This is a genomic window from Haloterrigena sp. H1 (assembly GCF_005938085.1).
Classification (GTDB): Archaea; Halobacteriota; Halobacteria; order Halobacteriales; family Natrialbaceae; genus Natrinema.
Window position 1 is genome coordinate 356,037 of the sequence record NZ_SMZK01000001.1, and the last position, 20,085, is coordinate 376,121.

Sequence of the window (20,085 nt, forward strand, 5' to 3'; positions counted from 1 at the left end):
TCGGTTATTACTGTTGACTCTTTCGGTAAACGTCATTCGGCCAACAAGGTTATTTCACCGCAATTTGAATCCGTAGACGGCGGGGAGGTGATTTCGTCGTTGCCAGATCGAAGCTGATCGGCTTCGAGGCAGACGGACCCTCACCGCCATCCTGGGATCGTTCTCACGTCAATGGCCACATCGCCGATCGATCTCAGACTCATCCGATCGACACAGCACCTATCGGATGGGGGGTCACCTATCGGATGGGAGCAAACGCTGGCCTCTGGCCGGCGTTTCTCGAGAGTAACACTCAATCAGTAGTGACGGCGATTTCGGTATCGACCTCGAAAGTCACTGCTCGTTCGATCGCGTCTCATTGGGATGCATAGTCACCGTCGGTCCTGATCCGCATACTCGTACACACGACTCCCGAAATCCTCGTTTTTCGACTCACTGAACGGCTCATCTCGGCCCACAATCGGTGAAACGTATCGGTCAACCAGAGAAGAACGGTGGCCTAAACGACGGATCGACTCGAGGACGGCCGTCGTCCGTGCATCGTGCCAGGTTGCGGTGCGATCACCGACGTACTCGAGGGCGTCGACTGCTTGGACGATCTCGGCTTCGATGGCGTCGCCGCTCGCTTTCGAACTCTCGAGTCCCGATGCTCGAGAACTCATGGCAGGCCCTCTCGTGCATCGCGAACCGCGCGCGTACAGTCAGAACACAACTGACGAATCCCGCTAATCCGGTCACCGCAGCGCTCGCACTCGTCGGATTTGACGAGACGGCTCACGCCGACTCACCTCCATGACGATCGACCGACGGCTACGGTGTGACCGTCAGGCCAACCACCCCGTTTCGGCTACTAATTTCGCATGAAGGTGGTGACTCGGAACCAGTGACTGGTTCGGTTCAGTTTCAGACGGGGTAGCTCGAGACCAGAAAACCGTGTCTCGAGTTGGTCTAGAACCCGTTCATGGGCCGAAGAAGATTCGGCCACACTTCGGTTTTTTTTTGCGGATGGGCCCTGCCGGATTCGAACCAACGACCACTCGGTTATGAGCCGAGCGCTCTTACCAGACTGAGCTAAGGGCCCTCCACTCGGCACAAACCGTGCGCGCTAATTAACGTTTGCTGTCCGGTTCGCTCGCTATATCTCGAGCCCATGCCGACGGGACTACTCCTGGTATTCCGTCAGCGTCGGCTCGTCCGTCCCGGCGCGATGGCGCGTCGCCAGCCCCGCGAGGTGGGGCGCTTCGGGGACGATCAGTTCCTCGCAGGCGGTTTCGCAGGCGCTTTTGCTGCCGGGCAGACAGAACACCGGTGTGTCGACGGCAATCCCTGCCGTCGCACGGGAGGCCATCGCCCGGGTGCCGACTTCCTCCCACGAGAGCGACCGGAACAGTTCGCCAAAGCCTGGCAGCTCGCGCTCGAACAGTGAGGCGGTCGCCTCGGGGGAGACGTCATCGACGGTGACACCCGTGCCCCCGGTGGTACAGACCACGTCGATGTCCTGGCGCGCGACCAGCCCTCGGACAGCCGTCCGGATCGCGGCGTAGTCGTCCCGAACCAGGCGTCGCTCGCGGATCTCGTGGCCCTCGGCTTCGAAACAGTCTTGGATGGTGTCGCCGCCCGGATCGTCGGGATCGGATTCGTTCGCTCGCGAACTCGAGACGGTCACGATCCCGACATAGAGCGGGTCGATGAGGTCGTGGCCGTGATGGTCGGTCCCCCGACGGTCGTCGCTATCGTTGGTCATACCCCCATATCGCCGTCGGCCGACGTTAATCCTGCCCCGACCCAGCGCGTGTCCAGTTGCCGGGAGCCGACACGGACCACTGGCTACTCGAGTGTGAAATCAGGAGAAGCGCCAAAGCCAGGACTCGAACCTGGGACAACCTCGTTAACAGCGAGGTGCTCTACCATCTGAGCTACTTCGGCTTATCTTCTGATTGTCGGGTGCATTTAATAGGACTTTCGTTTTCCCTGCAGCGGGTTCGATACCCTTTCACGCACCGCTCGAGTGAGTCCAGCCATGAGCGAAGAGGACGCCGACCGCGACGATCACGACCGAGAACAGGTCGTCGCCGAGGTGCGCGATCGCGTCGATCCGGCTGCCGAAGAACGGATGCGGCTTCGTGAGGTCGCCGACCGGCTGATCGAGCGCGCCGAGACGGCGGCCACGGAGCTGTGTGCCGATGCCGACGTTCTGCAGGTCGGCTCGACGGCCAGAAACACCTGGATTAGCGGCGACCGCGACATCGACATCTTCGTCCGCTTCCCGCCGGAGCTCGACCGCGAAACCCTAGAAGAGTACGGCCTCGAGGTCGGTCACGCGACGGTGCCCGACGGCCACGAGGAGTACGCCGAACACCCCTACGTGAAAGGTGAAGTCGAGGGGTTCGACATCGATGTCGTCCCCTGCTTTCGCCTCGAGTCGGCGACGGACATCCGGTCGGCAGTCGATCGGACACCCTTCCACACCCAGTATCTCAATCGACGACTCGACGACAACCTCGCCGGCGACGTCCGGGTCACGAAGCAGTTCCTCAAGGGGATCGGCGTCTACGGCAGCGACCTTCGGACGCAGGGCTTCAGTGGCTATCTCACCGAACTGCTTGTCTGCGAGTACGGTGGCTTTCGGCCGCTGCTCGAGGCGGCCGCCGACTGGCACCCACCGGTCGAACTCGATCCCGAGGATCACGGCCGTTCGAGCTTCGACGATCCATTGGTCATCATCGATCCCACCGATCCCGAGCGCAACGTCGCCGCCGTCTGTGCGGCCGAGAACGTCGCGCGGTTCCAACACTACGCCCGCGAATTCCTCGCGAACCCACGAGTCGAACTGTTCGACGCCGACGAACCGGAGCCGCTCACCGACGCAGCGCTGCGTGACCACCTCGAGCAACGAACCACCACGCCAGTCGCCGTCCGATTCGACGCGCCCGATCTGGTCGACGATCAGCTCTATCCGCAACTCTACAAGTCACTCGACGGGATCACGAACGGGCTCGACGATCGTGGGTTCGACGTCTTCCGGGCGACGACGTTCGCCGACGACACGGCCGTCGTGTTCGCCGAACTCGCCGTCAGCGAGCGTCCTGCCGTCGAGCGCCACGAGGGGCCGCCGGTCCACGTCCGCGACCACGCCGCCGGCTTCTACGACGCCTACGCGGACGACCCCAACGCCTACGGCCCCTTCATCGAGGGCGGCCGGTACGTCACCGAGCGCCCGCGCTCGTTCACGGCGGCTCGTGAATACCTCGAGAGCGATCGGCTCTTCGACGTCGGCCTCGGCGCACACGTCGAGACGGCACTCGAGGACGGATACGAGGTCCTGGTCGGCGACGACATTGCGGCGTTGCTCGACGAGTTCGGAACGGGCCTCGCGGCGTATTTCGATCCCCGGCCCTGAGACAGAACGTGGTACGCGGGCGTTTCAGAGCTCGTCGACGTCCACGTCGAGGTCGTGTTCGTCGAGCACGTCCTCGAGGGCGTCTTTCGCCTTTTCTCCGGGGTCGTCGTCGGGCTCGATCGGCTCGCGGCCGTCGAATGTCTCGTGGACGAGTGCGACGCTGTCGGCGAGCACGTCCAGTCCGTATCCTCCCTCGAGGACGAACGCCAGCGCGGCGTCGACGTCGTCGGCGAGCGACCGCATGCGATCGCTCATCAGTGCGTAGGCCTCCGTCGAGAGCCGGATTCGGGAGATCGGGTCGTGTTGGTGGGCGTCGAAGCCCGCACTGATGAGGACGAGATCCGGATCGAACGCGGTGAACGCGGCGCTGATCGGGCCGTCGATGGCAGCCAGGTACTCGTGATCGTCGGTGCCGGCCGGCATCGGGATGTTCATCGTCGTTCCCTCGCCATCACCCTCACCGGTCTCGTCGACATCGCCGGTGCCGGGGTAGAGTCCCTGCTCGTGGATCGAGACGAAGAATACGTCGTCCCTGTCGTAGAAGATGTCCTGTGTCCCGTTGCCGTGGTGGACGTCCCAGTCGAGGATCGCGACGCGGTCGACATCGTGGTCGTCGTGATCGAGGGCGTACTGGGCGGCGACGGTGACGTTGTTGACGAAGCAAAACCCCATCGCGTCGTCGTACACCGCGTGGTGTCCCGGCGGCCGGCCGATCGAAAACGGCGTCTCGCGACCGGTTGCTCCCTCGAGTGCCGATTCGGCGGCCCAGCAGGCGAGCCCGGCGCTCCGGCGGGCCGCGTCCCAGGTCGCCTCGACGGCGGTCGTGTCGGGATCCCAATTGCCGCCGCCGTTCTCGCAGAATTCCCGTACTGATTCGAGATACTCGCGGTCGTGGACGGCCGCCATCGTCTCGAGATCGCAGGGGTCGGCCTCGACGTACTCGACGCCGTGTTTACGCTTCAGTCGTTCCCGGATCGCTCGTAGCCGGTCCGGCGACTCCGGGTGGCGCGAACCGGGATCGTGTGCGAGACAGTCCTCGCTGTAGCCGAACTGCATTTGCTCACTCGAATAACGAAAAGTACGTTTCGATGTCGTCGTTGGTGATCGTCCGCCGGTCGGCGTGGCGCGCGAGGATCGCCGCTGCCCGGGCGACGTTGTCGGCGTAGTCCTCGAGGATGTCGGCCAGCGCGACGCGGGCGTCCATCGAGACGCGATAGCGGTTGTCGATCTCTAACCGAGCGATGCGATCGACCGGTGCGACCGGTAACTCGAGATCGTCTTTGTCGATGGCCGCCTCGACCCCGAAATCCTGTGCCATCAGTGTCTTGCGGCCGTCTGCCGTCGCCTCCTCGGCAGCGTCGATCGCGAGCTCGCTCCCGTGTTCCTGGATCCGCGTTGCGAGTTCCTTGGACGCGTCGGCGCTCACCCGAAGCTCGCCCGCGTTCCGCCGGATTATCGTGTCCACCGGGGCGAACGGGAGTTCGACGTTCATATCATTATAGGCGAAGCTAACGCCCTTAACGCTTTTCCTAGTCTCGCGATCTGCTTGCTCGAGGCGTCAGAACACGTCGTTTGCCTCGAGACGGCCGTCGCGGACGACCCCTCGGGCGGTTACCTCCTCGCCGAGGCCGACATCGGCATCGGTTGCGACGCTCATAGTCTCCTCGCCGTCGTCGAGGACGACCGGATCGCCCGCCTGGACGACGACGCCGGTGAACTCGAGTTCCTCGCCGTCCGACGGCGCGTCCGCGCCGGCATCGCCGTGCTCGGTCGTCGGCGACCCAGCGCCGGTGCCATCTGTCGCCGTCTCTTCGTCCGTTCCGTCATCGGCAAAGGCAGACAGCCCGGCGTTTTCGTCGTTCGAGTCGCCTGTATCCTCGGTCCCGCTCGAGCTGGCCGACTCGGACTCTAAGACCGTAACCGTCGACTGCCAGCCGGCGGAGGCCTCGAGGTCGTCCTGCCAGCCGTCTTGAATCTCGACGTCGCCGAGTGCGACCTCGTCGCCCGGCCCGACGTCGATGTCGGCTTTGTCGCCCCATAGCGCGACGCGGATGTCGTCGGTGGCGTCCTGGACGCGGATGTTCCGGACCTGTCCCTCGGAGCCGTCGTCGCGGTCGAACGTGCGTTTGGGGTCGGCCGAGCGGACGACGCCAGCGACGTCGACCGTCTGGCCGATCTCGAGGTCCTCGATCGGCGTGCTCTCGGGGATGTACTCGACGTCTTCGTCGACTTCCTCGACGGCACCGCGGTTGCCGACGTGGAGTTCGAGGCTGCCGTCGCGTTCCTTGACGTAGCCGTCGATCACCTCGACGGTCGTCCCGGCCTCGAGTTCCGTGGCGAGGTCGGCCTGTTCGTCCCACAGTGTTACGCGCACGCGCCCAGTGGAATCCCCAAGGACGAGGTTCGAGACTTTCCCCTCGGAGCCGTCGTCGCGGTCGAACGTGCGCACGCTGTCGGTCTCGAGGACGAGGCCGACGAGGGTGACGTCCGAGAGGCCAAGCGAGAGGTCCTCGATCGCGTAGGTATCGGAGATCTGCACGTCGACCTCGGTATCGTCGTCCGGTTCGACGTCATCGACGCTGACTTCGACGCCGGAAAAGCCCTCCTTGGGGCGGCCCTTGATCCGCAGGACCTGTCCCTCCTCGAGCTCTTCGATGGCGGCTTCGGCATGGTCATCCCAGAATGCTGCCCGAACCGAGCCAGTTTCGTCTGCGACCTCGACGTTGACGACCTGGCCGTCTTCGTCCTCGCCGTCGCGCTCGAAGGTCCGCTTCTCGCCGATCGAGAGCACTTTGGCGACGAACTTCGCTTCCTCCATGCCGGGTTCGATATCGGCGATACCGCCGACCTCGCTCTCGCCGACTTCGTGAGCGACGAGCATCGCCGCCGTCTCCTCGTCTGCGAGTCCGCCCATCTGCTCGACTTTCGCCTCGACGGCCTCGCGAAACTCCTCGAGGGAAACGTCGGCCTCGAGGTCCTCATATACACCCTCGATGTCGCTCATTCTATGCTCGTGCATGGGTAGCCCGCGCATAAGCGTTATCCATTCGCTGCTTCCCGGTTCGGGGATGTTCGACGGGTACAGTACGCATACTGGCCGGATCGACCCATTCCGCCGTCGCAGACCCGGCACGGAAACGCCACGATCTGTCGGGACTCGAACGGGGACACATACCCCACCTGGCCGCCTTTCAGTATATAAATCCCTGGCTGGCTACTGTGACACTCTGCCCCTCGAGACGTGTCGGCAGACAGCAGGAATCGACAGCCAGCGGCGGCTTCGTTTCGAAAGGGCTTTAATGGTCAGCGGGTTACGTAGAGATGAGTCCTGATAGGGTAGTGGACTATCCTCTTGGCTTGCGGAGCCAGGGACCGGAGTTCAAATCTCCGTCAGGACGCTCACTCCTTTCGAGTGCTTCACGTTGTTCAGCACTCGCTGCGTCGTTCGGTCCTGACGTGCCCAACGCTCACTCGCGTCACCGGCGGCGAAGCCGCCGGTTTCCAGCGGGACCTCCGGTCCCGCCCGGCTCGCGTTGGACTCCGTCAGGACGTTTTCACCAACACAACACCAACGAGCGAAGCGAGCCGCTCATGTCGGTGTGAAACTCGAGTGCTCGAGCGACGGCGTCGCAACTCACGATCGAAACGTAGGTGAGAGGAGTAAGCCCCCTTCTGTTCATCCCGGCATTCGGCTGAGCGTCCGCGCCGTCCGCGGCGAGGCCGCGGGGTGTTCGGGCTACCACGGCGCGGACTTGCACCGGTGAGGGTTCGCCGTTCCATCGGTCCTCGGCCGTCAGTGCGTGGTCGGTCACGTCGAGCGTGACCCGCGGAATTAAACCGCGAGCGATATGCGACCACGCTTCCCTCTGCGGGTTAGCTCCCCTTCCTCTCGGTCGGGTTCGCGCGCATCATCGGTCGGGCCGAGACGTGTCGTTTCTGTTCCAGAGCCAGCGGTCTCCCGCTCCGGACTTGCGTCCGGTCACCTGCCCGAACAGGTGGGGGGACTTTCCTCGCGGGCGTTGGGCAACCCAGTGGGTTGGCCAACGTTACGAGCGTGATGCGTCCCGGAGGGACGGATCACGAAAGGTAGTCGCGCCGTTGCCGGCGCGGCCATCGCGGCAGCCAGGCTCTCTCTCCCAGTTTGTATAGGGGCGGTTGCCGAATAAGTCCCCCGATTAGGCAGCAAAAAGAGCCCACCAGCGAATGGAAGCGCTTTAGGATGCTCATTTCCATGTGTATCTGTATGTCCCAGGGACAGGGCGTCGACCTTTCCTACGAGGACGGTGCACGTGCGGTCGAACTCGCGCGTGAAGCCGTCGACTCCTACGTACGACACGGGCAGCGAGAACAACCGGGCAGCATGCGCGAGGCCTTCTACGAGCGAACCGGGGCGTTCGTCCGCCTCGAGTCGACTCGCGGCCGCGGCAGCTTACGTGGCTGTGCAGGCGGCTATCGCTCGGGCGACCAGCTTGGCCACGTCATCGTCGACGCGGCGATCGAAGCCGCCAGTGGGGACTCCTGTGGCTCCGAGGTCAGCCCGTCGGAACTGTCGAATCTGACGGTCTCGGTCTGTATCGTCAGAAACGTCGTGCTGACCGACGATCCGCTGGCCGACCTCGAGGTCGGCACCCACGGCATCGCCATCGACGGCGGCGAGGGTGGGTGGCTCTATCCGACGGTCCCGGTCGAAAACGGCTGGACCGCCCGCGAATATCTCGAGCGCACCTGCCGGAAGGCAAAGCTCGCGCCGGATGCGTGGCAGGACGACAACGTCGGCGTCACACTGTTCGAAGGCCAAGTGTTCCGCGAGCGCGAGGCCGACGGCAGTATCGAGCAGGTCTGAACGGGTCCGCGGTTCTTCGAGACACTCGGTGTGCCGATAGCAATGCGCAACGCAGTTCGTTCCCACTCTTAGCTCGTGTCGTCGCTCGATTCAGCAGGCCGATGGGGGTCCAGCCGCTCGAGTTTCGTCTCGAGCAGTGCGTTCAGCGCCGCGAACACGTAGTGGACGGTAAACCAGAGGACGAACAGGTTGACGACGAGGATCAGCGGGATCGAGAGCAGTGTCGGTCCCGGAAGGAGGAGCACCGTACAGACGCCACCGACCGCAAAGACGATGACGAGGCGGATCGCAAGCTGCGTCGCGATTCGAGAGTGTGGGGGGTCAGCGGCGGCGACCATCGATGATTGGTTTCCCCGCGTCCAGGAAAAGGTCAACTATCCTATCTGAGCTGGTGTGCTCTCGCATTCGCGTACAGGCCAGCCCACACAGCTATCGATCGGGTAATGCCGTCTAGTGGTCGAATCCGACCGCTTCAGCGTCGGCCAGACATCGCTCGCTCGCGTCTGCGAGATCGAACTCGCGGACGAGCTCGCCGTCGCGGACCAGCGGCTCGAGCAACGATTCGCCCTCGGTCGGTCCGTCGCGGTCTGCCAGCGTGACGTGGTGGCCGCCGTCGGGCGTTCGGGAGACGTCTTTGATCCCGGAGAGTTTCCCGCGCTTGGAGATCGGTTCGCCGTCTATTTCGACGATGTCGAGACTGAAGTCCACCGAGTCGGCACCGGTGATGTGGCTGCCGACGCCGAAGCCGTCGGCGACATCGCGCAGTTCCCGGATCGTCTCGGGAGTGAGCCCGCCGCTACAGAAGATGTCGACGTCCTCGTAGCCCCGTGCGTCGAGTTCCCAACGCACTTCGCGGATGATGTGCCGGAAATCGCCGCGCCGAGAGCCTGTCGTGTCGATGCGGACGCCGTCTAGGTCCTCGCCGAGCGTCTCGGCGGCCAGCAGACTCTCGCTTTTCTCGTCCCAGAAGGTGTCGACCAGCGCGATTCGGGGGACGTCTTCGCCGACAGCCTCGTCGAACGCCGTCCAGGCGTCGGCCTGATTGCCCTCGCCGAAACAGAACATGAGCGCGTGGGGCATCGTCCCGCCTGCCTCGCGGTCGAGGATCTCCCCTGCTGCGACGTGTGAGAACCCATCGAGGCCGGCGAGCAACGCCGCTCGTTCGACCGTCGCCGCGATCGAGGGATGGACGTGGCGCGCGCCGAACGACAACACCAGCGACTCGGGCGCTGCCAGTCTGGTCTCGAGTGCGGCCGTTGCGAAGCCACTCGGCTGGGAGAGAAAGCCGAGCATCGAGGTCTCGAGTGCGGCAAACTCGAGGTAGGGGCCTTCGATCCGGAGGACGGGCCCGCCGTCGAACAGTTGGCCGTCGGGGAGCGCGTCGATGTCGACGGCGCGGCCCTCAAAGAGCGTTGCCACGTCTTTGACGCCGGTGAAGACCTCGAACTCCCCGGTCGGGAACTGGTCTGCAGTGACTTCGGCGACGACGTGGGGGTTTTTCCCCGCGTGCTCGAGCGTGGCCCGCGTTCGCTCGAAGTAGGCGTCAGTCGCGTCCCCCTCGAGAATCGCCTCCGAGGGCACGGTTCCGAACGGATTTGACATATCGCCGAGTTTCCGCGGGAGGCAAAAAAGCTACCCGTCTGCCGGCGAGCGACGGCGACGGCGGTCCCTTGCTGGTCCAGCTGCGCGCGTTCGCAGCGCCGATAGTCGGATGGCTGATACGTCGTGTGCGACCCGGGTCGCTATCGGTGACGGCCGACGGCGAGCCAGGCTCCCGTTCCGAACAGTGTGACCGCGATCGCGCCGACCGCGGCCCGCATTCCGGTGCCGGCGGTCGCTTCGGGCGCAGCACCGGCGTCGACGTTCGACAGCGCTGCCACCGACGGAGCGCGGACGATCGTTGCGGTCGTCCCGTTTCGTTCGATATAGTACGCACCCGAGTAGCCGCCATCATCGATCACGAAGGTGTTCTGTCGGGCGGTGACGGCCTCGGCACCGTGGTTCTCGAGGAGTTCTCGATACCCCTCGAGGAACTCGCCGGTATCCTCGGCCGACTGCCACTCCGTTCGCCAGACGTAGCCGGCCTGGCCCGCCGCGTCGGCGGGATCGGTCGCGTTGTCGATTTCGTCGGTGGTGTAGATAACCAGTCTGTCGCCGGCCCAGCCGTCGGTGACGGTGTGATCGTAGTCGAAGCCACGCCCGCCGCCCAGGACGTCGAGATCGGTCGCGTCGAGCACCGACGGCTGGTCCTGATCCATGGCGTCGGCGGCGAACATCGCCACCATCCCTGCTTCGCCGATGGTGTCGTTTGCCACCACGCCGTCGACGGTGAGCTGTCGCCAGCCGTCGCTCGAGCGGTCGGGGACCGAGACGGTCACCGGTTCGCGCTCGGAGCCGGGATGGATGACCGCCGACGTGGTTGCCGGCGGCTCGTCGTAGGCCGCGTTGACCGCCGACCAGCCCTCGCCTTGCTGGCGCAGGTAGTCGATGTAGCCTGGCCCGTCACTGTAGGGCTGGTAGATGGCGACGTAGATACCCCAATTGACGTCGAACTGGCCGGGTCCCCCGTCGCTACGGGGTGTAAGACAGTCCCACTCGACGCCACAGCGATGTTCGTATTCGCGTTCGATCCAGCTAGCGTCGCCTTCGATCACCCCCTTCGTCGCCAGGCTAGCGTCCTGTGTGGAGCCGTTGAGCTCCGAGAGGTTGAACCGCTGGTCCTGCAGGGCATGGACGAGTTCGTGGCCGAGCGTGAGCTCGTCCAGCGCCGGTGTTTCGGGATTTTCGGAGACGATAACGATCTCGTCAGTCTCGGGGTCGTAGTAGCCTTTGACGGCACCGCCGTACACTGTCTTGGTCGCGTTGACTGCCGTCGTGTCCCGACCGACTGTAAACAACGCTTCGTAACCGACGTTCTGTTCTAACCGCTCGGCTGCAGTATAGTTCTCGAAGCGCTCGTCGTTGGTCTGTCGGTAGGTTTCGCGGGAGACGACGTCGACGGCGACTTCCTCTTTGAACGTTTGGTTCCGAATCACCTCGACGCGGGCCATCGCTCGGTAGACGACGGGCTCGAGGTCGTCGTCGTCGACGACCGCATCCGACTGGCCGTCGACGGGCAACTCGTCGTCGTACCAGTAGCCTTCGACGTAGCCGACCGTGTCCTCGGTGGAGGGGGTCGCGGGACGGTCGTCCGGTGGGGCGACCGCCGCGTTTGTGGCCGGAGTCGATTCCAGACGCGGGGCCGGTTCGGCTCGATCGGCACTGGCAGCGGTCGTCCCGCCGGGAGCCGCGGCCGCATCGGCTGCGATCACTGGGCCGGCGAGGCCGCTTATCACCAGCGCTCCAACGAGGACCAGTACACGGAGGGCGGCTGACGTGCGGGGACGCGTCGATGGCATCTGACGTGACTAGTGATACATTTGAATGGAAGTGCAAAAAGTACGCCGGTCGCATCGCCGCTCATACGAACTCCTGTCAGTGGGTGCCGGTGCACCCGCGACCGTCCTGCGGGTGCTCGGGGAACTCGTTCCAGCAGACCGTATCACTCGGCGTCGGTCGACGCGGCCCGCAAGCCCAGTAGGACGCTTAGGATCGCAGCCACGAGGCCGGCAAGCAGGGTGAGCGCTCGCCGATGCATCGACGCCTGAAGCTGGTAGCTTCGGTCGCGTGCTTGGCCGTCAAACGGGCCGTGAGCACCGAAATCCTCTGCTACCGGCTCGTGGAGATTGTGCTCCCGGCCGGGATCAGTCGGTTCGTCCGTCAGCTGTGAGTCGTACCCGCCGCGTGCGAGATAATTGTCGAGTCGCCGCGGCATGACGCGGTTGCCGAGGATCGCCTTCACCGTCGACCGGCCGACCCACAGTTCGTCTCTGTCGTGGTCGACAGCCCACCGGATCGCACGCGCGGCGACTTCTGGCTGGTAGATCGGCGGCACCGGCTGTGGTTTCTTCGGCATCCGGCTTTTCGACCACTCGAACTGCGGGGTGTTCATCGCGGGCATCTGCACCATCGATAGCTGGACGTCACAGTCGTCGTGGATGAGTTCCGTTCGAACCGATTCAGTAAACCCCTGAATCGCGTGTTTCGCGCCGCAGTACGCGGATTGCAGGGGAATTCCCCGATACGCCAGCGCCGAGCCGACCTGCACGATCGTTCCCTCGTCGCGGGGTCGCATCCGCTCGAGCGCGGCCTGCGTCCCATAGACGTACCCCAGATACGTGACCTCGGTAACGCGGCGGTAGTCGTCGGCGGTCATCTCCGCGGCCGGCGAGAACACCGAGACCATCGCGTTGTTCACCCAGATGTCGATCTGGCCGAACGCGTCCTCGACGGCCTCGGCCGCGGCCTCGACCGCATCGGGGTCGGCGACGTCCGTCGGGACGACGACCGCCTCGCCGCCGGCCCGTTCGACCTCCTCGCGTGCGCCCTCGAGGCCATCCTCGCCGCGTGCGAGCAGGCCGACTTTCGCGCCGCGGTCGGCGAACGCGCGAGCGGTGGCTCGTCCGACGCCGGCCGATGCACCCGTGACGACGACGACTTCCGAATCAGTGGATTCAGACATGGTTAGCTACTGAGTGGGTTCAGCCGATCGACCGTCTCGAGGGTGGCGTAGCGCTCCCAGCCGCCGTAGCGGTCAGCGATCGGGCCGCGCGGGACGCTGACGATCACGACGAGCGCGCCGATGACGACGGCGTTGATCGCGGCGATCGTCGGGACACCGGTCGCCAGCAACGGGGCGACGGCGATCCAGGCGGCCAGCGGGACGTTCAGGAACCGGATCGCGCGGGCGGGTTCCGCGGTCGCGATCACGGTGAAGGAGACGACCAGCGAGCCGACGAGGTGACTGCTGTCGGCCATCGCCCCGGTCGTCCCGAAGATGGTCGGCGAGAGCATGAGCCAGGCCCCGAGCACCATCGCGGCGAGCAGCGTCCACGGGATCGAGACACCCCAGAACGGCTCGCCGATCGACGACTCGCCGATCGGTCGCTCCGTGGCCTCGTCGACGCCGGCCTCGTCTTCAGGGATCGTCCCGCCCATCCAGAAGGCGGTCCAGAGGCTGTCGCCCTGGCGCGTCAGTCGGACGAGGTATTGGCCCATCGCGACGACCTCGTCGACGGTCAGCGAAATCATCCACAGCATGCCAAAGGCCGAGAGAAGACAGAGGGTACACCACGTCCCCACCATGATCGGCTGGGAGATGACCAGCAGCACCTGCACGAACCCAAGCGGGATCACGACGACCCCGAAGAAGGCGACCATCCACGGCATCGTGCGCCAGCGCCGCCGGTCGCCCATCAAGCCCATCAGCGCCTCGACCGAGTAGGCCACCGCGCCGAGCCCGGCGTCGGAGACCGGGAACGCTTCCGACACCTTTGACGTGAGGATCTGCTCGGTCCCCGCGCCGTAGAGCGGATCCCAGACGCTGCTGATGTACTCGAGCTGGAAGGCGGCCATGTACCACGAGGTGAAGAAGCCGAAGATCCCGAGTGCGATCAGCGGGGCACGCTGGGCACCTGTCGAAGGGTTGTACGACCAGCCCGGCGGGACGGCCGGTCCGTCCATCTCCGAGCGCATTACGATGAGGACCGAGAAGGTGATCACCATGACGCCCACGAGGGAGTGGTTGGCGTAGGCTGCTGCCGTCGGCGCCCAGAACGCGATCGGCGCGAACACCAGCCACAGGCCGACGAAGCCGTTGGCGTAGTTGGCGTAGCCGCTCTCCCGATAGATCGTGAGCCCAGCCAGCGCGATGAGGACGACGCCGCTGACGATCCCGTTCCAGCCCATTAGCACGCTCTCGTACCCCAGCGTCGGCGTGCTCGCGATGAGCCAGAGACCCAGCGAGATGATGGCGTACTGCGGCCACACCTCTTCCGTCGGATGGGCGAGCATCATGTCGCCCGGCCGCATCGAGCCACCGTCGCCGTCCTGGCCGTCGGTTCCGTCTCGGTTCCCGTCGCCGCCGTCGGCCCTCTCGGGCCGCTCGCGCGCGTCGGTCGTCACGGCGGTCGGTTCGTCGGTCGAGTCGTCATGTCTGTCGTCGCTCATGGTCTCTCAGTTCGTGTCGGTCGGTGGGCTGATGATCTCCTCGCTCGAGTCGAGGTCTGCAAGCGACTCGTCGCGGCCGAGCGGTGCGGGTGTGGCTGGCGATGTGGCGCTCGAACCGGCTGTATCGGCCAGCGCGAGCGCGCCGTTGAGCAGTCCGATGTGGCTGTACGCCTGCGGGAAGTTGCCACGCTGGTCGCCCGTCTCCGGGTCGACCGCCTCTGCCAGCAGTCCGAGCGGGCTGGCGTACTCGAGGATCGTCTCGAAGCGCGCGGTCGCCTCCTCGGTTCGCCCCGCGAGCGCGAGCGCGGTGACGAGCCAGAACGAACTGACGACGAACGGGCTGTCGGTGCCCGGAAGGCCGTCGTCGCCCTCGTAGCGTCGGACGAGGCCGTCGTCGGTCACCAGCCGGTCGATGGTCGCGTCGATCGTCCCCTGGACGCGCTCGTCGTCGGGCGGGAGGAAGCCGACGATCGGGACGAGTAGATTCGCCGAATCCAACGTGTCGTCGTCGCCGAACGCCCGGACGAAACTGTTCGTCCGCTCGCTGAACCCGCGCTCGAGGATCGCCGCTCGAACGTCCGCGCGACACCTCCGCCAGCGCTCGAGGGGCGCGTCGATGCCGTCGGCGGCCTCGGCGAGTTCGATCCCGCGGTCCAGCGCGGTCCAGCACATGACTTTCGAGTAGACGAACTGCTGGGGATCGCTTCGGACCTCCCAGATGCCCGCGTCGGGCTCGTCCCAGCCCTCGCAGACGTAGTCAATGAGGTCACGCATGACCTCCCAGTCGTCGGTCGTCACCGACTCGCCGTAGCGGACGGCCTCGTAAATCGCGAGGATCAGTTCGCCGTAGACGTCGAGCTGGTGCTGGTCCCGGGCCGCGTTGCCGACGCGAACGGGTGCCGAACCGCGATACCCCTCGAGGTGATCGAGGACGCGTTCCTCGAAGTCACTGCTGCCGTGGAGGCCGTAGACCGGCGGGACTGCGGCGGGGTCGTGCTGGCGGCAATGGTCGAGACACAGCTGGAAGTACGACCGGGCCTCCGCGAGGTGGCCCAGTTCGGACAGCGCCCGGACGGTAAAGGCCGCGTCGCGGATCCAGTTGTACCGATAGTCCCAGTTGCGGACACCGCCGAGATCCTCGGGCAGCGAGGTCGTCGGAGCCGCACACACCGCGCCCGTCTCCCGGTGGATAAGCAGTTTGAGGACGAGCGCCGAACGGACGGCGAGGTCGTGCCACCGGCCGCCGACGGGACAGTCCACACCGTCACAGTCGTGGATCCACTCCTGCCAGTAGTCGACGGTGCGCCGGAGCGTCTCCCCGTGTGCGGCCGGCGAGAGCGGGATTTCGTCGCCGTAGCCGAGTACCAGCCAGCGTTGCTCGCCGCCGGCGAGCGTCACCGTCGCGCTCGCCGCGTGGCCGTCGGCCGACGGCTCGATCGGAAGGTCACTCGAGAGGACGGCTCGCTCGTCGTCGCCGAGCGCGACCACGCCGTCTGCCGTCGGTTCGATCTCGGGGACGTCACGCGCGTAGTCAAATCGCGGCTCGAACTGAATCTCGAGTTCGAGCGGCCGGTCTTCGCCCTCGAGTCGCCGGTAGACGGCAGGCGGCAGGTCGTGCGACTGGGTCGCCTCCGCGACGGGCATGAAGTCCGTCACCGTCGCTTCCCCGTCGGCGGTCCGAAACGTCGTCTCGAGCACGTTGGTTCGATCGCGATACCGCTGAACGGAGTCGAACGACCCCGTCGGCCGAACGGCGAAGCGGCCGCCGCGGTCGGCATCGAGCAGCGCGGCGAAGACGCTCGGCGATTCGACGTGGGGGAACGGACACCAGTCGATCGAGCCGTCGCGACCGACGAGGGCGACCGTGTTCCCGTCGCCGATCGCGCCGTACTCAGCGAGGGGGTTGTATTGCATACTCACATCATCTCGTGGTCAGTTCGTGCACAGACCGTGACGAGTCGCGGATAATCGTTCCAGCGCGTTCCCTATTCGGCAGTCACATGAAAGGGCGGCTCGTGGCTGCTGACGGTCGTGACGGATGCGGTATGGCTCCTGACGCTCACGTGAGAACGCGAACTGCAGGTCCCGCGTTGAAATGGACACGAACGTTTTCACAATCCCGCCCGTACGACTACGTAGCTATGCGCCTCGAGCCAGACCGCACGGCAGTGGTGGTCGTCGACATGCAAAACGGGTTCTGTCACCCAGAGGGATCGCTGTACGCGCCGGGCAGCGAGGCCGTCATCGAGCCGATCGCTGATCTGGTCGAGCGTGCTCGCGAGGCCGGCGTCCAGGTGATCTTCACCCGCGACGTCCACCCACCGGAACAGTTCGACGACGCCCACTACTACGACGAGTTCGAGCAGTGGGGCGAACACGTCCTCGAGGACTCCTGGGAGGCCGAGATCGTCGACGAACTCCCGGTCATGGAGGACGATCACGTCCTCGAGAAACACACCTACGACGCCTTCTACAACACCGAACTCGAGGGGTGGTTGAACGCTCGCAACATCCACGACCTAGTGATCTGTGGCACGCTCGCGAACGTCTGCGTGCTCCATACCGGCGGCAGTGCGGGGGTGCGGGACTTCCGGCCGATCCTGGTCGAAGATTGTATCGGCGCACTCGAGGACGAGCACCACGAGTACGCCTTAGAGCACGCCGACTGGCTGTTCGGCGAGGTCGAGCAGAGCGCCGACTTCGAGTTCGCGTAATCGCGACAGCCGTCCCACCGTCTTTTTCGTCGTCGGCGATCCAACGTGCGGTATGCACGTATTGCAGCCACGGCGGGGGGACTTTGCGATCGAATCAGGTCTCGAGTCACAGAGAGGCGGTGACGGCGAATGAACCAACGACCACTGTATCTGCTCGGCGTTGCGGCCAGTGCGTACGCACTCTGGTATTTCGCTACGGCTGGCTCGAATCTGTATGCGATCGCGTTCGGGCTCGTGACGGTCGCCCTCGTGGTACGGCTCCGAAAACTGACTGCTGACTCCTGAGACGGTGTCGTGGACTCGCTCTACTGTGACCGGAAAACTCGGTATGCGCCCTGTCCGATGGCGACGACTTTCGTCTCCCCGTCGGGCGTCGTACTTTCGACGGTAACTTCGCTCACGCCGACGCTGCTACCGACTCGGATCACATCTGCAGTCGCGACGAGATCGCCCGTTGCTGGGCGCAGATAGTTGACGTTCAGGTTGATCGTCGCGATTTTCGTCTCGAAGGGGTCGTCCATCGCCGTCCGAAGCGAGAGGCCGCCGACGGTGTCGATGAGTGTCGCTGCGACGCCACCGTGGAGGTCAGCCCGCTCGTCGGGATCGGCGGTTGGCCGCGTGTTCGTCAGCTTCTCGTCGTAGGGAATCGACATCGTCATCGTCCCATCGCCGACGTTGTCGACGCTCGTATCGAGCCACGCGAGGAACTCGTGGTCCTCCTCGAGAGAATATTGGAGCAGACTCTCGAGGTCGTCGAACTCGTCGAACACGTCCGGTGGCGTCTCCTCGGTCATAGCCTCCTGTCTAGGAGCGACGGTCTTGACGGCTGCGTTTCCGAATGTTCCCTCTCAGTCCCGGTCGCTCGAGCGAACCCGCACCCGAACCCGTTCGCCGACCGCGAACGACCGCTCGGGACAGATCAGTTTCGCCCCGAAGTCCCCATCCTGCGCACAGAACAGCGACAGCCCGGTGATCGGCTCGTCGTTTGCCATCACGGTCACGTCGTCCCACGTGATCGTGCGGCCGTCGGCGACGCCGAGCCGATCGCCGTTCAGCGAGACCACGGGGTCGGTATCGTCGCCGCGCTCGAGGACCCCGCCGCCGTCGTAGTGTGGTAGCCCGCCATCCAGGACACCACCCCCGTCGGCGCGTACGCCGACGAAGCCAGTGCCGGGATCGGGGTGTACGGGTGCGTCGAGGACCGCATAGGTATCGCCGCTCGAGACGACGCGGCCGGTGCCGTCCCACGCGAGCGACCGAACCGAGACGCCGAGGTCGATCGGGAGCGACCCCGACGCCCGGTAGGGATTCTGCTCGGGGCCGCGAACCCCCACGTGGAGGTGGTTGTCGACCCAGGGGGCGAAAAAGCCAGCCCGGACGAGGCGGCCGAGCGACTCCCCTCGTTCGACAACGTCGTCGGCCGCGACCGACGGCTCGACGTGGAGGATTCTGACCGTCAGTCCCGCGAGCGGACTCGAGTCAGCGGGCTCGAGCAGGATCAGGTGATCGTGTTCTGGCGCGTAGGGTTTCGGCGGCGCGCGGACGGTGCGGGTCTCGCGGATGGTCCCAGCGACCGGGCTCGGCGCGGCGGTCGTCCGGCCGTCGACCAGCGTCCCGGGATAGAGATCGATCGCACAGCCGCCGTCGTGGGCGGGATACGGCGAGTTGTACAGCGAGAAGCGCTCGTACTGCGCCAGCACGGGTTCGGGGAGCGTGACGGCCATCGGATATCAACGCTGGGCGGCGGGAGCGTTTAGACCCACCGGCTCTAACCCATGGTATGCGCGTCTTTCGCGGTCGGGCGGCGTCCATCGAGACTGATCGCGACGCGAGCCGACGGCTGCTTTCGATCGCCGCCGGCGGCGAATCCGCCGTCCGCGTCTGGACGCCCCATCGACAGGTCGCCTTCGGCCGTCGGGATGCTCGCCTCGAGGGGTACGAACGTGCCTGTGTGGCCGCCACCGAGCGTGGGTTCCCGCCGATCGAGCGCGATGTCGGCGGCCGCGCGGTGGCCTACGACGGCGCGACGACGCTAGCGTTTGCCCGTGCCGAGCCGGTTACGGACGGCAGAACTGGCACGACCGACAGATACGAACGCGCCACGGCCGCCCTCGAGCAGGCGCTTCAGAACCTCGGCCTCGAACCGAGCCACGGCGAGCCCGACGACTCGTTTTGCCCCGGCACGCACTCGCTTTCTGTCAATACGCACGCTGGCGAACGCGAGCGCAAGGTCGTCGGCATCGCCCAGCGCGTTCGCAGTGATGCCGCCCTCGTCGCCGGCATCGTGCTCGTGGCCAATCGTGGCGACCTCTCGGCTGTGCTTGAGGCGGTCTATGATTCGCTCGGCGTGGCGCTCGCGCCGGCGTCAGTCGGGAGTATCGCGGCGGCGGGCGGCCCGACCGATCCCGAGCCCGTTCGGGCGGCGATCGAAGACGCGCTGGTCGGCGACGCGACCACCGTTTCGATCGAGTCACTGTGAGAGACTGAGATACTATTTTCCGCTTCGCGGTGTTCGACTCGCATATGACGTGCCGATCACGACCGGAGGGTGCGCGATGATGACGGACGAATCAGCCGATGACGAGCCGGACCTGGCAGAATCCCTGTGGACCGAACTCCTCGAAGATACACGGGCGGTCGCAGATGAGTACCGCGAGGACGGCTGGGACGTCGTCGTCCTCGAGCCGACCGACATCGAACCAGTCGACAGCGAGGAGCGGGTCGGCCTCGATGCGACGGTCAGCGCCGACGAGTACGATGTCGTCGCGGGACTCATCGACGACGGTAATGTAACGATCACCGCGGCGGACGTCTACTATCGACCACTCGCCGAGGCGGAGACCGACCAGCGGGTCGCCCTCGCTGTCGAACGCGACGACGACAGCGAAACGGCGATTTTCGTCCCGCTTGCATACGACATCACGGCTGTTCGCCCCGTCTTCGAAACTGCCCTACTCGAGGAACAACTGCTGGTGCACGTACTGGCCGATCCGGACGACGGCTGGGTCAGTTTCTCCCACGACGATCCGTCGCTGTTTCTCGAGGAGTCGGACGTTCGGGCCTGGGACGCAGAGTGATAG

General features: G+C 65.3%; 19 protein-coding genes, 3 tRNA genes and 1 other RNA gene. 7 read left to right on the forward strand and 16 right to left on the reverse strand.

Annotated elements, in window-relative coordinates:
* Positions 1-371: 371 nt before the first annotated feature.
* The 4 genes from E2L06_RS01800 to E2L06_RS01815 form a co-directional block, all read right to left on the reverse strand.
* Positions 372-662: a hypothetical protein gene (locus E2L06_RS01800; protein WP_138778045.1), complete on the reverse strand. Its 291-nt coding sequence runs from the start codon at positions 660-662 to the stop codon at positions 372-374.
* A gap of 344 nt (positions 663-1,006) precedes the next feature.
* Positions 1,007-1,081 (reverse strand) — tRNA-Ile (locus E2L06_RS01805).
* An 81-nt stretch (positions 1,082-1,162) separates the two neighbouring features.
* Complete coding sequence (locus E2L06_RS01810) at positions 1,163-1,744, reverse strand: molybdenum cofactor biosynthesis protein B (RefSeq protein WP_138778047.1); 582 nt, start codon at positions 1,742-1,744, stop codon at positions 1,163-1,165.
* Positions 1,745-1,853: 109 nt separating this feature from the next.
* Positions 1,854-1,926, reverse strand: a tRNA-Asn gene (locus tag E2L06_RS01815).
* Positions 1,927-2,020: 94 nt separating this feature from the next.
* On the opposite strand from E2L06_RS01815, the gene cca reads away from it, so the two are divergent.
* Positions 2,021-3,400, forward strand: coding sequence for a CCA tRNA nucleotidyltransferase (cca, locus tag E2L06_RS01820; protein WP_138778049.1), 1,380 nt, complete (start codon positions 2,021-2,023; stop codon positions 3,398-3,400).
* 24 nt (positions 3,401-3,424) lie between these two features.
* Here cca and E2L06_RS01825 read toward each other — a convergent pair whose 3' ends face one another.
* From E2L06_RS01825 to E2L06_RS01835, 3 genes are all read right to left on the reverse strand, one after another.
* Entirely contained in the window at positions 3,425-4,456 is a 1,032-nt protein-coding gene (locus E2L06_RS01825; protein ID WP_138778051.1) for a histone deacetylase, read from the reverse strand.
* Between the two features lie 4 nt (positions 4,457-4,460).
* The gene (locus E2L06_RS01830; RefSeq protein ID WP_138778053.1) at positions 4,461-4,892 is read right to left on the reverse strand and encodes a histone; all 432 of its coding nucleotides are present in this window, start codon (positions 4,890-4,892) and stop codon (positions 4,461-4,463) included.
* 66 nt (positions 4,893-4,958) lie between these two features.
* Positions 4,959-6,404, reverse strand: a complete 1,446-nt coding sequence (locus tag E2L06_RS01835) for a single-stranded DNA binding protein (RefSeq protein ID WP_138778055.1) — start codon at positions 6,402-6,404, stop codon at positions 4,959-4,961.
* Positions 6,405-6,725: 321 nt separating this feature from the next.
* On the opposite strand from E2L06_RS01835, the gene E2L06_RS01840 reads away from it, so the two are divergent.
* Positions 6,726-6,798: transfer RNA gene (locus tag E2L06_RS01840), tRNA-Arg, on the forward strand.
* Between the two features lie 251 nt (positions 6,799-7,049).
* On the opposite strand, the gene rnpB is transcribed toward E2L06_RS01840, so the two are convergent.
* Positions 7,050-7,538, reverse strand: an RNA gene (rnpB, locus tag E2L06_RS01845) — RNase P RNA component.
* Between the two features lie 105 nt (positions 7,539-7,643).
* Here rnpB and E2L06_RS01850 point away from each other — a divergent pair.
* The gene (locus E2L06_RS01850) at positions 7,644-8,243 is read left to right on the forward strand and encodes a TIGR00296 family protein (protein ID WP_138778057.1); all 600 of its coding nucleotides are present in this window, start codon (positions 7,644-7,646) and stop codon (positions 8,241-8,243) included.
* Between the two features lie 68 nt (positions 8,244-8,311).
* Here E2L06_RS01850 and E2L06_RS01855 read toward each other — a convergent pair whose 3' ends face one another.
* The 6 genes from E2L06_RS01855 to E2L06_RS01880 all read right to left on the reverse strand — a co-directional run bounded on the left by E2L06_RS01855 (position 8,312) and on the right by E2L06_RS01880 (position 16,205).
* Entirely contained in the window at positions 8,312-8,581 is a 270-nt protein-coding gene (locus E2L06_RS01855) for a hypothetical protein (protein ID WP_138778059.1), read from the reverse strand.
* A gap of 112 nt (positions 8,582-8,693) precedes the next feature.
* Positions 8,694-9,845, reverse strand: coding sequence for a nicotinate phosphoribosyltransferase (locus E2L06_RS01860; protein WP_138778061.1), 1,152 nt, complete (start codon positions 9,843-9,845; stop codon positions 8,694-8,696).
* A gap of 140 nt (positions 9,846-9,985) precedes the next feature.
* Positions 9,986-11,641: an Hvo_1808 family surface protein gene (locus E2L06_RS01865; protein ID WP_138778063.1), complete on the reverse strand. Its 1,656-nt coding sequence runs from the start codon at positions 11,639-11,641 to the stop codon at positions 9,986-9,988.
* 143 nt (positions 11,642-11,784) lie between these two features.
* Positions 11,785-12,804 (reverse strand): SDR family oxidoreductase, encoded by a 1,020-nt coding sequence (locus tag E2L06_RS01870; RefSeq protein ID WP_138778065.1) that lies wholly within the window; start codon positions 12,802-12,804, stop codon positions 11,785-11,787.
* A gap of 2 nt (positions 12,805-12,806) precedes the next feature.
* Positions 12,807-14,291, reverse strand: a complete 1,485-nt coding sequence (locus E2L06_RS01875; protein WP_138778067.1) for a vitamin K epoxide reductase family protein — start codon at positions 14,289-14,291, stop codon at positions 12,807-12,809.
* Positions 14,292-14,297: 6 nt separating this feature from the next.
* Positions 14,298-16,205, reverse strand: a complete 1,908-nt coding sequence (locus tag E2L06_RS01880) for a glycoside hydrolase family 15 protein (RefSeq protein WP_138778069.1) — start codon at positions 16,203-16,205, stop codon at positions 14,298-14,300.
* Positions 16,206-16,432: 227 nt separating this feature from the next.
* On the opposite strand from E2L06_RS01880, the gene E2L06_RS01885 reads away from it, so the two are divergent.
* Both E2L06_RS01885 and E2L06_RS21660 read left to right on the forward strand, forming a co-directional pair.
* Positions 16,433-17,005, forward strand: coding sequence for a cysteine hydrolase family protein (locus E2L06_RS01885; protein ID WP_138778071.1), 573 nt, complete (start codon positions 16,433-16,435; stop codon positions 17,003-17,005).
* 129 nt (positions 17,006-17,134) lie between these two features.
* The gene (locus tag E2L06_RS21660; protein ID WP_171052287.1) at positions 17,135-17,290 is read left to right on the forward strand and encodes a hypothetical protein; all 156 of its coding nucleotides are present in this window, start codon (positions 17,135-17,137) and stop codon (positions 17,288-17,290) included.
* Positions 17,291-17,310: 20 nt separating this feature from the next.
* On the opposite strand, the gene E2L06_RS01890 is transcribed toward E2L06_RS21660, so the two are convergent.
* Together E2L06_RS01890 and E2L06_RS01895 are read right to left on the reverse strand one after the other, a co-directional pair.
* Positions 17,311-17,799, reverse strand: a complete 489-nt coding sequence (locus tag E2L06_RS01890; RefSeq protein ID WP_138778073.1) for a PaaI family thioesterase — start codon at positions 17,797-17,799, stop codon at positions 17,311-17,313.
* Between the two features lie 54 nt (positions 17,800-17,853).
* Positions 17,854-18,729, reverse strand: coding sequence for a hypothetical protein (locus tag E2L06_RS01895; RefSeq protein ID WP_138778075.1), 876 nt, complete (start codon positions 18,727-18,729; stop codon positions 17,854-17,856).
* Positions 18,730-18,785: 56 nt separating this feature from the next.
* Between E2L06_RS01895 and E2L06_RS01900 the strand changes: the two genes are divergently transcribed.
* Positions 18,786-19,484, forward strand: coding sequence for a lipoate--protein ligase family protein (locus E2L06_RS01900; RefSeq protein WP_138778077.1), 699 nt, complete (start codon positions 18,786-18,788; stop codon positions 19,482-19,484).
* A 76-nt stretch (positions 19,485-19,560) separates the two neighbouring features.
* The gene (locus E2L06_RS01905; RefSeq protein ID WP_138778079.1) at positions 19,561-20,082 is read left to right on the forward strand and encodes a hypothetical protein; all 522 of its coding nucleotides are present in this window, start codon (positions 19,561-19,563) and stop codon (positions 20,080-20,082) included.
* Positions 20,083-20,085: the final 3 nt, after the last annotated feature.

Excerpts from the sequence above, each read along its gene's own strand:
- E2L06_RS01800 (WP_138778045.1), bottom strand. The coding sequence starts at position 662 with ATGAGTTCTCGAGCATCGGGACTCGAGAGTTCGAAAGCGAGCGGCGAC.
- E2L06_RS01810 (WP_138778047.1), bottom strand. The coding sequence starts at position 1,744 with ATGACCAACGATAGCGACGACCGTCGGGGGACCGACCATCACGGCCAC.
- cca (WP_138778049.1), top strand. The coding sequence starts at position 2,021 with ATGAGCGAAGAGGACGCCGACCGCGACGATCACGACCGAGAACAGGTC.
- E2L06_RS01825 (WP_138778051.1), bottom strand. The coding sequence starts at position 4,456 with ATGCAGTTCGGCTACAGCGAGGACTGTCTCGCACACGATCCCGGTTCG.
- E2L06_RS01830 (WP_138778053.1), bottom strand. The coding sequence starts at position 4,892 with ATGAACGTCGAACTCCCGTTCGCCCCGGTGGACACGATAATCCGGCGG.
- E2L06_RS01835 (WP_138778055.1), bottom strand. The coding sequence starts at position 6,404 with ATGAGCGACATCGAGGGTGTATATGAGGACCTCGAGGCCGACGTTTCC.
- E2L06_RS01850 (WP_138778057.1), top strand. The coding sequence starts at position 7,644 with ATGTCCCAGGGACAGGGCGTCGACCTTTCCTACGAGGACGGTGCACGT.
- E2L06_RS01855 (WP_138778059.1), bottom strand. The coding sequence starts at position 8,581 with ATGGTCGCCGCCGCTGACCCCCCACACTCTCGAATCGCGACGCAGCTT.
- E2L06_RS01860 (WP_138778061.1), bottom strand. The coding sequence starts at position 9,845 with ATGTCAAATCCGTTCGGAACCGTGCCCTCGGAGGCGATTCTCGAGGGG.
- E2L06_RS01865 (WP_138778063.1), bottom strand. The coding sequence starts at position 11,641 with ATGCCATCGACGCGTCCCCGCACGTCAGCCGCCCTCCGTGTACTGGTC.
- E2L06_RS01870 (WP_138778065.1), bottom strand. The coding sequence starts at position 12,804 with ATGTCTGAATCCACTGATTCGGAAGTCGTCGTCGTCACGGGTGCATCG.
- E2L06_RS01875 (WP_138778067.1), bottom strand. The coding sequence starts at position 14,291 with ATGAGCGACGACAGACATGACGACTCGACCGACGAACCGACCGCCGTG.
- E2L06_RS01880 (WP_138778069.1), bottom strand. The coding sequence starts at position 16,205 with ATGCAATACAACCCCCTCGCTGAGTACGGCGCGATCGGCGACGGGAAC.
- E2L06_RS01885 (WP_138778071.1), top strand. The coding sequence starts at position 16,433 with ATGCGCCTCGAGCCAGACCGCACGGCAGTGGTGGTCGTCGACATGCAA.
- E2L06_RS21660 (WP_171052287.1), top strand. The coding sequence starts at position 17,135 with ATGAACCAACGACCACTGTATCTGCTCGGCGTTGCGGCCAGTGCGTAC.
- E2L06_RS01890 (WP_138778073.1), bottom strand. The coding sequence starts at position 17,799 with ATGACCGAGGAGACGCCACCGGACGTGTTCGACGAGTTCGACGACCTC.
- E2L06_RS01895 (WP_138778075.1), bottom strand. The coding sequence starts at position 18,729 with ATGGCCGTCACGCTCCCCGAACCCGTGCTGGCGCAGTACGAGCGCTTC.
- E2L06_RS01900 (WP_138778077.1), top strand. The coding sequence starts at position 18,786 with ATGCGCGTCTTTCGCGGTCGGGCGGCGTCCATCGAGACTGATCGCGAC.
- E2L06_RS01905 (WP_138778079.1), top strand. The coding sequence starts at position 19,561 with ATGATGACGGACGAATCAGCCGATGACGAGCCGGACCTGGCAGAATCC.